The following is a 13,574-nucleotide window of genomic DNA, read 5'->3' on the forward strand; positions in this document are numbered from 1 at the left end:
GGCGCAAACCTATTGCGCTCTGCTTTTTGGTAGCAGACTATTGATAGCAAAATGCATTTGTACTGTATATTTATACATGATATAACGTTTTTATATTCTGAAAACGCTATTGTCGATACACACGTCTTTTTTCATCAGTGATTACTGAACCCACTGACGCTGTGTATTTGCTAAGAGAAAGTACAAATCTGCGATGCATGACAAACTGATTCAAAAACTCGAAATCCTCTCAGATGCAGCCAAGTATGACGCTTCATGTGCAAGCGGTTCTGCAGGTAAACGAAAGGCTGGCAAAACCGATAAAACGGGCATAGGCTCTCTTACCGGTGGTACAGGTATATGTCACAGTTTTACCCCTGATGGGCGCTGCGTCTCTTTGTTAAAGATACTCATGACGAACTACTGTATTTACGACTGTCACTATTGCATCAATAGAGTATCGAGTAGTGTTCAACGTGCCCGTTTCACTGTGAAAGAAACCGTAGATCTAACACTGAATTTTTATAAGCGTAACTATATCGAAGGCTTATTTCTTAGTTCAGGCATTGTGGGTTCCCCAGACCTTACAATGGAAAGCATGGTGCGTATTGCCAAATCTTTACGCCTCGATCACGGGTTTAAGGGGTATATCCACCTTAAGACAATTCCCAATGCCTCGCCGGAACTGCAGGCCGAAGCGGGCTTATACGCCGACAGGCTAAGCATTAATGTAGAAATGCCGACCCAACCTTCTTTAAACAAGTACGCACCAGAAAAAGATTTAGGCGCTATTCATAGCGCAATGGATACGCTGAAAGACAAAATTGCTGAGCATAAAGTAGATAAAACGCATACAGGTAAACGTCCTCCTCGCTTTGCCCCAGGTGGGCAGTCTACTCAAATGATCATAGGAGCCGATGGTTCTAATGATAAAGTTATCTTAGGCACGAGCGTAAAACTTTATAGTAAACAAAAGCTACGCCGCGTTTACTACTCAGCATTCTCGCCAATACCAGATGCGTCTGAGGTTTTACCGCTAAAGCCAGCGCCTTTAATTCGAGAGCATCGCCTTTATCAAGCTGATTGGCTTTTGCGTTTTTATGGATTCAAGCTTGATGAAATATTGCACGATGACATGCTAGATATGGATCATGATCCTAAACTTGCCTGGGCACTACGCAATCGTCATGTGTTTCCAATCGATTTAAATAAAGCCGACAAACTGATGTTGCTACGGGTACCTGGCCTTGGTGCTCGCACCGTACAAAAAATTCTGACTATTCGTCGTTATGCAAAGCTTAGCTGGATGGATCTTACTAAAATGCGCCTGCCTCTACAAAAGCTGAAACCTTTTATTAGCGTAAGCGACTACTCGCCAAATATTCATTTACTCGATAGCAATAACTTTGAGTTGCAATTCAAACAGCCAAAGCAGTTCGAGCTATTTAGTGCCTAATTGAATTAGGATTAGCAGTAAGAATAAGATGAAAACAATCACCATCACTTCAGTGCCAGGATACGAAGAGTGGCGCACAGCATCAAGAGAATGCTTGGCGCTATCTATCCCCCCTGAAAACATTATTTGGCAAACTTCAGAGTCTATACAAGACGACTTGTTTGGCGGCGGGGAACAACTTATAACAGCCAGTAAGTCAAAAGCGAAACACACCATTCCCAAGTCAGTCTTAACGCTTATCAAATATGCGCTGTGTCACCAAGATGCTAGCCGCTTCGCATTGTGCTATCGGGTGTTATGGCGTGTTATTTTCGAAAACAAAAATCTTATTCAGTTAAAAACTGATGAAGATGTCATGCAACTTATTACGTTAGCCAAAGCAGTAAAACGCGATGCGTATAAAATAAGTGCTTTTTTGAGATTTCGAGAAGTTAACCATGACGGACAAGAGCACTTTATCGCTTGGTATGAACCGGAACATTTTAGCTTAGAGATTAAACTCGACTTCTTCCAAACTCGCTTTAAAAATATGCGGTGGTCTATTTTGACGCCTTACCGGGCTGCCCATTGGGATACTGAAAAGCTAGTTTTAGAAGACAACCCCGATCCTAGCGTGTTCCCTGATGACGACCGTATCGAAAAATATTGGCTCACTTATTACGCTAATATTTTTAATCCCGCCCGCATCAAAAAATGTGCGATGTTAAGCTCAATGCCCAAAAAGTACTGGAAGAATATGCCTGAAACAGCATTGATTGACGATATGATTCGAAATTCGGATGCAAGAGCGCGCAAAATGATAATTGATGGGAATAAACGCTAATACATTTCTTCAGCCTCTTTGCGGCCACATTTGGTCATTATGTATCGTTAAGTATCAATAATTTTGGCTTTTTTCCTCCCTAAATTCGACTCCAACAGAACGTAAGCTAGCACTATCAACAATAAAAACTGGAACGAGAGTTATGAAGATAGGTGCAGCAGTGGTAGTGGCATTAGGCATGGTGAGTGCGCTTGGCATATTGGGTCAACAGGTGTCTTCGGCGCTAAACGACATGCAAACGTGGGACAGGGTAGTTACCGTTAAAGGGTTGTCAGAACGAGAATACGTGGCAGATCGCGTAATTTGGCCTATTCAATTTGTTGATGCAGGCAATGATTTACCCGCGCTGTACAATCAGATAGAAACAAACAGCATCAAAGTGTCTAACTTCTTACAGAGCAAGGGTATTGCCAAAGAGGGTATTACCATTGGTAAGCCAGAGATTACCGATAAACTAGCTCAGCAATATGGCGGCACAGAAAAAGCGCCATTTCGTTACACCGCAGTGCAAACCATTACCGTGTTTTCAAACGAGGTCGAAAAAGTACGCGTAGTCATGAGCCAGATAGGTAGCTTATTAAAGTCTGGTGTTGTGCTAACCAATCAACACTATCAGGCACAGCCTGACTATGTATTTACGCGTTTAAATGAAGTAAAGCCGGCAATGATTGAGGAAGCCACCGTTAATGCCAGAGAGGTTGCTGAAAAGTTCGCGCAAGACTCAAAAAGTACGTTAGGGAAAATAAAACGGGCTAATCAGGGGCGGTTTTCTATCTCTAGTAGAGACCATCATCACCCACATATCAAGCAGGTACGGGTAGTTTCGACTATTGACTATACACTGGTAGATTAATACTGGTGTATTATTACAGAGTTGCTATTTTGGTGAGTTTGCCCAAAATATACTGGAGTAATGTAAAAGCTATCTTAAATTACGTGGCCAGCTTAGGTTGCCAATAACAATGCGTTAGTGGCATTAAGAGGGTGTTTTTAATTTAACGAAACGCGTGTTAGCAAGCGCATACAGGTAAACATGACAGACCAAACACCGCCAGCACAGCAATTGGAGTTCTTTGAAATTCCTAGTCCCTGTATTGGTGTTTGTGAGTCTGGAGTGCGAGGGTATTGCAAAGGATGTTACCGCAGCCGAGAAGAGCGGCTGTATTGGCTTAAGATTGATGATGGAACTCGCCGAAAGATAATTGGGGCATGTCAGCGAAGAAAGCAAGCGGCGCTAAGTAGAGTCCGTCGCCAAAATGAAAAACCAATAGAAGTACGAGAGCCTAGTCAAATAAGTATGTTTGATGTGCCTCCCGAGACAATTGATAAAGCATAAACAGTGAGGCTTACCTCACCATAGCTGTTAATGCAGATGATAAAAGTGGAACCTTTGCATGTCCTTAGATAAATATGTGTCGTTTGCTACAAAGTCGTTTACCTTGCCTGATATATGTATACGTATCCGCTCGGTATTAGATAACCCTCGTTCAAGTGCAAGCGATCTTGGCGATTTAATCAGTTTAGATTCGTCATTAACAGCCAAGGTGCTGCGATTGGCAAACAGTTCACTGTTTCGGTTTCCATCACAAGTAGAGTCTGTTTCAAAAGCCATCAACATTATTGGTGGTGAAGCTTTGTATAATTTGGTGGTAGCAGAAACCGCCAACACCGCCTTTAAATACTTTGATACCCAGCTTATTAACCTTGATAAACATTGGTTTGACTCTGTTTATTGTGGAATGGTGGCGAAGCATTTGGCTAAGGCCAGCAATATGCGCGGCAGTGAGCGTTTCTTCGTGATGGGTATATTGCAAAACCTCAGTGAGTTAGTCATTGCTAAACGCTCGCCAGAGCTTTATAAAAGCTATATTGAGCAAGATAGCGATATGCTGCTAGGGGCAAGACAAATTCAACATTTTGGTTTTACCTTTTCAAACTGTAGCGGTACCATATTAGAAAATTGGAAGCTTCCTCTTGTGCTCTACTATCCGGTTATGCACGCTAATGATATGTCTAGACAGGCTACAGATAGCGATATTGCGCTACTGGCATTAGCATCAAGGGTCACTGCCATGCAGCAAAATGAAAAAACTGACGCTAACATTGAACTTTTCTTAGAAGACATAGCCAATAATAGTGGCGTGAACATAGATGACGTGGCAAATGCCATAGAGTTCGCCGATAGAGAAACAGCAAAAATTTCCATGCTTATCCATTGATTTACCGGCAATGAGGTAAAACAGAGATAAGCAGCCCTGAGCTTTATAAAGCCAAGGCAGCTTGATGGTTGTTGAATGTAAGTTCATAAGCCGCTTTACAAGTGTTCAATCGTAAAACTAAGCGGTAAAAAACACATAGCTAACGTAATACCCATGGAAGGGCATGATAGGGTGTTAAATGGCTATGCCATAACAACACCAAACCAATAAAAATTTATTAAAAATTATGCTTAATCTAACAAAATTATTCTGTGTAGTATGCTGTCTTCTTGGCATAAGTACTGCCGTCTTCGCAGCAGATCGCGACTTAATTCAAACGCTTTATCACGCCGACTTTACGCCAGACACTGACGACGAAGTACCAAGATTCTCGTTAAATGGTGAGTTAGGCATACTCTCAAACACGGGTAATACCTCTGCAGCAAGTATTAAAGCGGGTATTAACGCCGATCATGAAACTGAGAATTGGAGCAGTCTGTACTTTGCAGAAATGCTTTATCAAGAAAGTAACACCGATGGCACGGGTCGCGATGTGTCGGCCAAACGCTTCTATGGCAGTGCTCAGTTCGATTACAAATTAAACCAGCCTGGTCGACGCTTGTTCATGTACGGCGATTATGAAGATGATGCCTTTAGCGGCTATGATCATCGTGCTTCACTGGCAGCCGGTTGGTCACAACGGGTTTGGCGAGATGAAGTCAGCGAGTTCCGTTACAGTGTTGGGCCTGGCTATGCTTTTGTTGAGCTAGAAGAACCCCTTGAAGAAGATATTAACAACGGGGTAATTGTTCGGGCATCAGCTGAATACAAATACCATTGGGCTTCAGGTGCTAACCTTCGACAATTTGTAAGCACGGAAGCGGGCGATGAAAATACTAAATCTCGTTCTGAGACGTCTTTGTCGGCTAATGTTTTCGGCTCTTTAGCCATGAAGCTATCGTTTATTCTGAACCACGAAACTGATACTACCGAAGATGTAGATGGGTTAAGTACCGAGACCTCGGTTGCCCTGGTTTATCAATTCTTCTAATAATTACGCTTAAAGCTTATCAATAAGTGTAAATTTTACGTCTTATCGTCTAATTTTTGTTCAACCCTCATTGACTCGCACTAATAGGTAGGTACTATTGGCGCAGAATTTTTCAAGCTATGCTGGCTAGCGCTTATGCTAGGTGTTTGCAGCATGGTAAAGGATAAAACACTACTAGGATTGCTAATGAAAAAACAGCTTCTCGCATCACTTTTGGCCTTGTCTTTCTCTTCTGTTACTTTTGCTCAAGACGATGTTAAACCTTTCACGATGGAAGGTGAGTTAGGTATTATCGCAACAACAGGTAACACTGAAACATCATCAATCAGTGCCGGTATCACTGCTCACCAAGAATTAGAGCAGTGGAGCAACGACTACACGCTTGAAGGTCTTTACAAAAAAGAAACTGTTGATAACGATGATGGTACTGAAGAAGAGTACACATCTGCGCAAAAGTTTTACGGTTCTGCACAGGGTAACTACAAGCTAGATAACCCTGATTACCGTTTATTTGGTTTCGCATCGTATGAAGATGACCGCTTAAGTAACTTCGATTATCAATCAACACTTGCTGTGGGTTGGAACCAAAAAGTACTTGAAAACAACCGTCATACTTTAGAGTACTCAATCGGTCCTGGTTACTCGTTTGCTGAAACGCAAGAAGGCGAAGAGCAGAACAGCATGATTGTTCGTGCTTCAAGCGCATACTCTTGGAAAATTTCAGATACGGCTAAATTCACGCAAACTGTGAGTACGGAAGTGGGTTCTGACAACACGAAGTCTCGTGCTGAATCGGCGCTTACGGCTACTATTAGCGGTAACCTTTCTATGAAGTTGTCATTCAAGTTAGACCACAACTCTAATGTGTCTGACGACGTAGAAAAGCTAGATACTGAAACAGCGGTAACGCTAGTTTACAACTTCTTCTAAAATCGTATTAACGATTGTAGAAACAAAAAACGCTGCCAATAGGCAGCGTTTTTTTGTCTTTAAAAGTGTATGACGATAATTAACTACCGTCATACAGAGCATTAGTGAAGAATACGGGTCTTAATCGTACCGTCAATCTGCTGCAGTTGTGCAAGCGCGTCATAAGCTCTGTCTTGCTGAACATCTACCACTACATAACCAATTTCAGCGTTAGTTTGAAGGTACTGGGCTTCAATGTTAATGCCTTTCTCTGCAAACGCTTGGTTAATTTGAGTAAGAATACCCGGCTGGTTTTTATGCACGTGAAGCAGGCGAGATCGGCTAATGTGCTCTGGCAATGATACTTCAGGGAAGTTAACCGCAGACAAAGTAGAGCCATTATCGCTGTACTTAGCTAATTTACCGGCCACTTCAATACCAATGTTTTCTTGCGCTTCTTGGGTGCTACCACCTACATGCGGCGTCAGAATAACATTATCGAACTTACGTAGAGGCGATTGGAATTCCTCATTGTTCGATTTAGGCTCAACAGGGAATACATCAATAGCTGCGCCATTTAACTGGCCGCTTTCAAGTGCGTCGGCTAGGGCATCAATATCTACAACCGTACCGCGAGACGCATTAATAAAAATGCTGCCTTTCTTCATTTGCGCAAATTGCTCAGCTGCAAACATGTTTTGCGTTTGCTGAGTTTCAGGCACATGTAGCGATACCACATCAGAGGTGTTTAATAGCTTCTCTAACGACTTTATCTGCGTAGAGTTACCTAATACCAACTTATCTTCAATATCGAAAAACTGTACACGCATACCAAGGTGTTCAGCAAGAATACTTAGCTGGGTACCAATGTGTCCATAACCAATAATACCCAGTGTTTTACCTCGGGCTTCGTATGAACCATTTGCTGTTTTTTCCCATTCACCACGATGCGCTTTTGCGCTTTTACTCGGTACTTGGCGAAGCAAAAGAATAAGCTGACCAAGAACAAGCTCTGCCACTGAACGGGTATTAGAAAATGGTGCATTAAATACCGGAATACCGCGGCGTTGTGTTGCTTCTAAATTAACTTGGTTTGTACCAATACAGAAACAACCAATAGCCACCAATTTCTGAGCAGCATCAACTACCTTCTCAGTAATTTGAGTACGTGAACGAAGGCCAATAAAATGCGCATCTTTCACCTTCTCAACAAGCTCTTCTTCAGGAAGGGACGTTTTGAGATACTCAATATTGGTGTATCCATTATTCTTAAAGGTTTCTAATGCACTTTGGTGTACACCCTCTAACAACAATATCCGGATCTTATCCTTCTCTAGTGAAACTTTGCTCATGGATTTGCTATCTCTCGCTGTAGTAGAACTTAATAAGTACGCTGTTTTGGCGGCAGCTGGGAGTGAGCAAGGCCTACACAAACACGCGGTAAACCCATCCATGGGCGCTCCGCCACCGCATCCATGCGGTGGAGGGTTTGTTCCGGCCTTACTCCCTCCCATCTGCCACGCTATATACATTCTTTGACGTGGGCAGCTTCATCGAATCGGCGAGTTTTATCCGCGTAAAACGACAAAGGTACATCCGACTAGTACTAGCCTCAAACTCTCGAAAGGCCATCTAGACGTCTAAACGGAAATCTAACAGAAATCGGTTTAACTTGAAAGCTATTATTTAAAGCTGTTATTTAAAGGTATCAACACCGCTTTCGGTGGCAGACAATACGATGTCTGCGCCACGTAGGGCGAATATGCCGTTGGTTACCACACCAGGAATGTTATTAATCGACTGCTCAAGCTCTCTAGGGTTCAGTATTTCTAGATTATGAACGTCTAAGATGACATTACCGTTATCGGTAACTACGCCTTGGCGGTATTCAGGATCGCCGCCTAGTTTTACCAACTCACGAGCCACAAAAGAGCGCGCCATTGGAATAACTTCAACAGGAAGCGGGAACTTGCCAAGCACAGGTACACGCTTGCTGTCATCTACAATACACACAAACGTGGTTGATGCACCGGCCACAATTTTTTCGCGGGTAAGGGCAGCGCCGCCGCCTTTAATCATGTGTTTGTGTTCAGTAACTTCATCAGCACCGTCGATATACACCGAAATATTGCTTACATCGTTTAGTGCGAAAACTTCAATGCCTAGGGCTTCTAGCAACTTGGTAGAGGCATCAGAACTTGATACCGCCCCTTCAATGTTGTTCTTAATTTTGCCGAGTTCTTCAATAAAAAAATTAACTGTGGAGCCAGTTCCTACACCAACAATACTGCCGTTTTCAACATACTCAATGGCTGCTTTAGCTACTGCTTGCTTCTTTGCATTCTGATCCATAGTGACTCTCCTAACTAAATTTTCATCAGTTTACCGGAAAACCACGGGCTAACCCACCGTGAAGGGGGAATTAACGACGCGTTAGGCTCGATTAAAGGTCAGTTGCTGCGTGGGGGTAACAATACGGTTTACAGGAATGTCCCAATGCTGAACGGGAAGTTGGTCTACTTGTTGGCAATCGTGGGCAATACCAATGAGTTTTGGTCTTATCGTTTGTGTTTGAATACTGGCTAACGTTCTATCGTAATAGCCGCCGCCCATACCTAAGCGGTTTCCATTTGCATCGAATCCCACCAATGGCATAAGTATCACCTGATGATGAAAGGTAGGAATAACATCTGGGCAAGCGAGTATTGGCTCTTCAATGTTGTATTTGTTCACGCGCATTGGCGTTTTATCTGTATACCGAAGAAAAAGCAGGTGGCCTTTGCAAACAGGGTGCAATACAGGCAAAGAAGTATGCAGGGCAGCCCCTTTGTTTAGTTCCCAGCATGCGTGCATAAAAGGGCGTAAATCTACTTCACCGTCGTTTGGCAGGTAACAAGCAATAGATGATGCATGGGTAATAGCAGGCAATGACAGCAGGTTATCTCGAACTGCTAAAGAGGCATGCTGCTGCTGTGAACTAGATAATGCGTTGCGTGCTGCTCTTAATGTTTTTCGTAGCGTTACTCGTGACGTGATTTTTGACATTTTTTTTAATGTACTTGGGGCGTTCTGTGGCTCCACCTTTTTTACTTCCCTAAATAGTGATTAAGTACCCTTATAAGCTCTGCGTTTTCGACAGGCTTGGTGAGTAGGTCGTCTAAGCCACTTTTTAATAACTGGTCTTGGTGCGTAATAACATCCGCGGTCAAGGCAATAACAGGCAATGCGGCGCGCATGTGCTTAATTTGCCTGGTGGCTTCTGTTCCGTCAATACCCGGTAAGTTAATATCCATTAGTACCAAATCTACAGGGTTTGATTTTACATACTCAACGCCTTCTTCACCGCTACCTACAATCGATATCGGCATACCAAGCTTATCAAATATAGTTTTAATTACTATTTGATTAATGTAATGATCTTCAACGACCAATACATGGGAATCAGCAGGAATACTTAGTTTTTGAGGCTGTAATAACCTAGGATCATGCTCGATAGTATCGATGCTAACTTCGTCTGCTGGAATCGCCACGCTCACACGGGTGCCTTCGTTTAACTTACTGCTAAGCTTTATAGAACCATTCATAAGTTCTATCAGCTTTTTGGTAATATTTAAGCCTAAGCCAGTACCATCAAATTGATGCGCGTTTTCCATTCGCTCGAAAGGTGCGAACAGCTTTTTTTGCTCCTCTTCACTAATACCAATGCCTTCGTCTTTAATAACCAGCAGTAATTTTCCCTTCTTGTATTTCACTTGAATAGAAACGTGTTTGTTGGCGTGCGTGTATTTAATGGCATTTGATAATAGATTTAGCGCTACCTGACCAAATTTAGTATCGTCAAAATTAAGAGAGTGGGGGACATTGTCATCAATCACAGCATTAAAAATCACATTGCCATCTTCAGCGCGAATGCGAGTTAACGAAAATAAATGCGTGAAAAAGTCAGTTGTGCCTACAGGTCGAGGCATAACGCGCATTTTACCCGCTTCTATCTGCTTCATATCTAGTACAGAGTTCACTATTTCAAGCAAACGCTCACCGCTTTTGCTTATATGCCCGAGCGAGTCGGTAAAATTAGCGGGCAGAGAATACTGTTTGGCTTCACCTTCCAGTAAATGGCTAAAGGTATTTATTGCATTTAACGGGGTTCTGATTTCATGACTAACGTAAGAAAGAAAATCCGATTTGAACTGACTAGTTCGCTCGAGTTCTCTATTTTTACGTTTTAATTCCAAATGGGAAACTACTGATTCACTCAGTGTTTTAAGGGCATTGCGTTGATGGGGAGTAAGGGTTTTAGGCTGGTAGCCTATAGTGCATAGTGTACCAATAGCATGCCCTGACGGGGTAATTAACGGAGCACCAGCGTAGAATCGAATATTGGGCTCGCCCGTAACTAATGGGTTGTCGTGAAAGCGCGGATCTTCTTTTGCGTTAGGTACTTCGAACACTTCACGCTGTAAAATAGCATGAGAGCAAAAGGCGATATTACGAGAGGTTTCGGTCGCTTCTATTCCTACACGAGATTTGAACCATTGTCTGTCGGGGTCTACTAGGCTAATTAACGCAATGGGTGAGTCGCAAATTTGCGATGCAAGTTGAGTTAAGTCGTCGAAGAGTTGCTCGGCCTCTGTATCGAGGACATCATAGCTTAGTAGCTCTCTTAGGCGCTGTTCTTCGTTCTCTGGAACCTTGGCAGGGATCATACTTTCACATTTCCTCAACTAAAATGTGAAAGTAAGAGGCTGACTACTGTAGAACAGCCTCTTTTCACACTTATAAAGCGTAGGTGTCTATGAACAATTGTTCCAATTTAGCGTGATCTACTTTTGTAGCCACTTTAATGGTGTTCGCATTGTTCCACAGCGGGCTAGGGGTTGTTCCCTTAGGCGCCACTGCTGTTTGACCACGATCTAGCTCGCCAGTACCTACACGTACATGACCTTCTGTGAGTTCGAACAACTCAGGGTGGCGTAAGTGTGCAAGTGGGAAAGCATCGTGGAAAAAGCAAACACGATCTTCACGGTTGGCAGAATAGAAATCCATGTAGAACTGAGCCGTGTCTTTTACAAAACCGCCAAGCTTCTCATTTTTCGCTTCAAGAGTTTCAACGAAAGAAGGAGAAAACGGCGTATCGTTGGTTACATCTAAACCAAACATGGTTAAGTCCCAATCTGCACCAAATACAATCTCAGCAGCGTAGGCATCGTTCCAAATATTGGCTTCGGCAAGTGGCGTTACGTTGCCACGTACAAATGCAGCGCCGCCCATAATGGTAACGCCTTTCACTAACTTAGGTAGTTCAGGCTCTAAACGCAGTGCTAGCGCTAGGTTACCTAATGGGCCAATAGCCACTAGGGTTATTTCCCCAGGGTATTTACGGGCCATATCTACAATAAATTGTGCAGAACTACGAGGGTCTAGCTCAGTTTTTGGGGCTTCAGGTTTAATGTGACCAAAACCATAGTCGCCATGTACAAAGTGCGCGTAAGTTGACTCAGGACCTACCCAAGGCATACCAACACCTTTGGTTACCGGAATATCTTTACCTGCAATTTCGCAAAGCGTAAGGGCGTTTTGTGCCGCCATAGTGACCGGAACATTACCGTAAACCGTTGTTAAACCAAGTACTTCGATATCTGGAGATTGAAACGCAAAAAATATTGCCATCGCATCATCGATGCCAGGATCCGTGTCTAAAATTATCTTATGTGCCATTAATAATACTCTAGTGCGTTTTCTTATTTAGTGTGCTTTGCCAAAAAACGGTCAACTTCTTTTTGCGTAGGAATGCTTTGTGCAGCGCCCTCGCGGGTAACCGCAATAGCAGATGCTGCACAGCCTCTAATCAATGCACGTTTAGCATCAGTGTGAGTACTGTAAGCAGACAAGAAGTAACCTATAAACGTATCGCCAGCGGCTGTGGTATCTACTGCATCAACAGAAAACGCTTCCACTTCAATGGTATCGTTTCCTCTTAACATCATTACACCCGCTTTGCCTAGTGTAATGATAACTTCGCAATGAGACCACTGCTCTTTGAAAACGTTAAGAATATCGTCAAGATCTTCTTTGTCGGTTAATGCTGCTGCTTCCGTCTCGTTTACAATCAGTAAATCGATACAATCTAAAGGAAGGGCTTTAACCGACTCGCTCATAGGCGCAGGGTTAAAGGCAACTTTAAGCTGACTTTCTTTTGCTAAGCGAAGTACGTCTGCAATGCTGCTGGTTTCGTTTTGGGTTAGTACCCAATCAGAAGACGACGTATCTAACAACGCTTTGTTTACAGTATCGGCAGTAATGGTTTGGTTTGCGCCACCAAATAACACAATGGCATTTTCACCACTGGGCGTTACTTGAATAATGGCATGGCCTGAAGGGGTTTCAGAACATTTAACGCCACGGCAATCAACGCCTTTTTTGATTAGCGTTTGTTTGAACGTTGCGTCATTTTCATGAATGCTGCCTACATGACGAACATCAGCACCCGCTTGCGCTAGGGCAATTGACTGGTTCGCACCTTTACCACCAAGCAATTGTTGGTAGTGAGTAGACGCAAGGGTTTCACCAGGTTGAACGAAGTGATCTACCTGATAAACATGATCGATATTTATAGAGCCAAAATTTATTATTGCCATTTCTTCTTCCGTCGAAAGAGGGCGTCTCCCGAAATGCCGCTGTTCATCGTTCGCCCGTGAACCGAAAGTTCAGGGCGGAAGCATCACTATGGCCGTAGGCTTCTCGATACGAGCCGAGCTTGCACAGTAGCCATTGTTTCAACTTCCTAGTTTAATAGCATCGGCCAGGGACAAGAGTGAACTGGCGAACATTCCAGGAAACATTGTTATTGTATAACGCAACAGGGTATATCAAACGCGGTGTGGGGTGAAGTAGATCACCAAAGCGCCAATGAATTATTTGCGTAGCTAATTTAACCATTACTGATGAGATTCGACAAATCTAATCTTGACCAGTTGGTCAGCAATTATACACGCTATTCACTTAAGCTCAAATTTGCTTGGCTTAAGCAAGCTTTACCTTACTGCTGCAAAGGAAGCTCCATATCCAATAACGTCGATCATAGAGCAATTAATACTAGGTTGCCAGTTAAAACCCATAAGACCAGTACTACTTGAATAACAACTGACCAAATCAGCA

General features: G+C 43.1%; 13 protein-coding genes and 1 other RNA gene. 7 read left to right on the forward strand and 7 right to left on the reverse strand.

All coding sequences use genetic code 11. From position 1 onward, the window contains the following. Positions 1 to 193 precede the first annotated feature (193 nt). From R1T43_RS05615 to R1T43_RS05645, 7 genes are all read left to right on the forward strand, one after another. Positions 194 to 1,435, forward strand: coding sequence for a putative DNA modification/repair radical SAM protein (locus R1T43_RS05615; RefSeq protein ID WP_211071701.1), 1,242 nt, complete (start codon positions 194 to 196; stop codon positions 1,433 to 1,435). A gap of 28 nt (positions 1,436 to 1,463) precedes the next feature. After that, complete coding sequence (locus R1T43_RS05620) at positions 1,464 to 2,258, forward strand: TIGR03915 family putative DNA repair protein (RefSeq protein ID WP_317353766.1); 795 nt, start codon at positions 1,464 to 1,466, stop codon at positions 2,256 to 2,258. A gap of 142 nt (positions 2,259 to 2,400) precedes the next feature. Continuing rightward, positions 2,401 to 3,111, forward strand: coding sequence for an SIMPL domain-containing protein (locus R1T43_RS05625; RefSeq protein WP_317353769.1), 711 nt, complete (start codon positions 2,401 to 2,403; stop codon positions 3,109 to 3,111). A gap of 180 nt (positions 3,112 to 3,291) precedes the next feature. Then, a complete protein-coding gene (locus tag R1T43_RS05630; protein WP_317353771.1) occupies positions 3,292 to 3,594 on the forward strand; it encodes a DUF1289 domain-containing protein in 303 nt (100 codons plus the stop codon). A gap of 58 nt (positions 3,595 to 3,652) precedes the next feature. Continuing rightward, the gene (locus R1T43_RS05635) at positions 3,653 to 4,477 is read left to right on the forward strand and encodes an HDOD domain-containing protein (RefSeq protein WP_317353774.1); all 825 of its coding nucleotides are present in this window, start codon (positions 3,653 to 3,655) and stop codon (positions 4,475 to 4,477) included. A gap of 226 nt (positions 4,478 to 4,703) precedes the next feature. Continuing rightward, positions 4,704 to 5,507, forward strand: a complete 804-nt coding sequence (locus R1T43_RS05640; protein ID WP_317353776.1) for a DUF481 domain-containing protein — start codon at positions 4,704 to 4,706, stop codon at positions 5,505 to 5,507. Positions 5,508 to 5,693: 186 nt separating this feature from the next. After that, the gene (locus tag R1T43_RS05645; RefSeq protein WP_211071706.1) at positions 5,694 to 6,437 is read left to right on the forward strand and encodes a YdiY family protein; all 744 of its coding nucleotides are present in this window, start codon (positions 5,694 to 5,696) and stop codon (positions 6,435 to 6,437) included. A gap of 101 nt (positions 6,438 to 6,538) precedes the next feature. Here R1T43_RS05645 and serA read toward each other — a convergent pair whose 3' ends face one another. The 7 genes from serA to ssrS form a co-directional block, all read right to left on the reverse strand. Further along, a complete protein-coding gene (gene serA, locus R1T43_RS05650; protein WP_013782973.1) occupies positions 6,539 to 7,768 on the reverse strand; it encodes a phosphoglycerate dehydrogenase in 1,230 nt (409 codons plus the stop codon). A gap of 343 nt (positions 7,769 to 8,111) precedes the next feature. Further along, positions 8,112 to 8,768: a ribose-5-phosphate isomerase RpiA gene (rpiA, locus tag R1T43_RS05655; RefSeq protein WP_317353781.1), complete on the reverse strand. Its 657-nt coding sequence runs from the start codon at positions 8,766 to 8,768 to the stop codon at positions 8,112 to 8,114. An 81-nt stretch (positions 8,769 to 8,849) separates the two neighbouring features. Then, on the reverse strand, positions 8,850 to 9,461 hold the full coding sequence (locus tag R1T43_RS05660) for a 5-formyltetrahydrofolate cyclo-ligase (protein WP_317353784.1): 612 nt from the start codon (positions 9,459 to 9,461) through the stop codon (positions 8,850 to 8,852). Between the two features lie 41 nt (positions 9,462 to 9,502). Beyond that, positions 9,503 to 11,122 (reverse strand): ATP-binding protein, encoded by a 1,620-nt coding sequence (locus tag R1T43_RS05665; protein WP_317353787.1) that lies wholly within the window; start codon positions 11,120 to 11,122, stop codon positions 9,503 to 9,505. A gap of 70 nt (positions 11,123 to 11,192) precedes the next feature. Continuing rightward, positions 11,193 to 12,134 (reverse strand): nucleoside hydrolase, encoded by a 942-nt coding sequence (locus R1T43_RS05670; protein ID WP_057790021.1) that lies wholly within the window; start codon positions 12,132 to 12,134, stop codon positions 11,193 to 11,195. A 23-nt stretch (positions 12,135 to 12,157) separates the two neighbouring features. Continuing rightward, positions 12,158 to 13,054 (reverse strand): ribokinase, encoded by an 897-nt coding sequence (locus R1T43_RS05675; protein WP_211071711.1) that lies wholly within the window; start codon positions 13,052 to 13,054, stop codon positions 12,158 to 12,160. A gap of 21 nt (positions 13,055 to 13,075) precedes the next feature. Next, a non-coding RNA gene (ssrS, locus tag R1T43_RS05680) (6S RNA) lies at positions 13,076 to 13,257 on the reverse strand. Positions 13,258 to 13,574: the final 317 nt, after the last annotated feature.

Source organism: Alteromonas sp. CI.11.F.A3, from assembly GCF_032925565.1.
In the GTDB taxonomy this organism is placed as follows: Bacteria; Pseudomonadota; Gammaproteobacteria; order Enterobacterales; family Alteromonadaceae; genus Alteromonas.

Excerpts from the sequence above, each read along its gene's own strand:
- R1T43_RS05615 (WP_211071701.1), top strand. The coding sequence starts at position 194 with ATGCATGACAAACTGATTCAAAAACTCGAAATCCTCTCAGATGCAGCC.
- R1T43_RS05620 (WP_317353766.1), top strand. The coding sequence starts at position 1,464 with ATGAAAACAATCACCATCACTTCAGTGCCAGGATACGAAGAGTGGCGC.
- R1T43_RS05625 (WP_317353769.1), top strand. The coding sequence starts at position 2,401 with ATGAAGATAGGTGCAGCAGTGGTAGTGGCATTAGGCATGGTGAGTGCG.
- R1T43_RS05630 (WP_317353771.1), top strand. The coding sequence starts at position 3,292 with ATGACAGACCAAACACCGCCAGCACAGCAATTGGAGTTCTTTGAAATT.
- R1T43_RS05635 (WP_317353774.1), top strand. The coding sequence starts at position 3,653 with ATGTCCTTAGATAAATATGTGTCGTTTGCTACAAAGTCGTTTACCTTG.
- R1T43_RS05640 (WP_317353776.1), top strand. The coding sequence starts at position 4,704 with ATGCTTAATCTAACAAAATTATTCTGTGTAGTATGCTGTCTTCTTGGC.
- R1T43_RS05645 (WP_211071706.1), top strand. The coding sequence starts at position 5,694 with ATGAAAAAACAGCTTCTCGCATCACTTTTGGCCTTGTCTTTCTCTTCT.
- serA (WP_013782973.1), bottom strand. The coding sequence starts at position 7,768 with ATGAGCAAAGTTTCACTAGAGAAGGATAAGATCCGGATATTGTTGTTA.
- rpiA (WP_317353781.1), bottom strand. The coding sequence starts at position 8,768 with ATGGATCAGAATGCAAAGAAGCAAGCAGTAGCTAAAGCAGCCATTGAG.
- R1T43_RS05660 (WP_317353784.1), bottom strand. The coding sequence starts at position 9,461 with ATGTCAAAAATCACGTCACGAGTAACGCTACGAAAAACATTAAGAGCA.
- R1T43_RS05665 (WP_317353787.1), bottom strand. The coding sequence starts at position 11,122 with ATGATCCCTGCCAAGGTTCCAGAGAACGAAGAACAGCGCCTAAGAGAG.
- R1T43_RS05670 (WP_057790021.1), bottom strand. The coding sequence starts at position 12,134 with ATGGCACATAAGATAATTTTAGACACGGATCCTGGCATCGATGATGCG.
- R1T43_RS05675 (WP_211071711.1), bottom strand. The coding sequence starts at position 13,054 with ATGGCAATAATAAATTTTGGCTCTATAAATATCGATCATGTTTATCAG.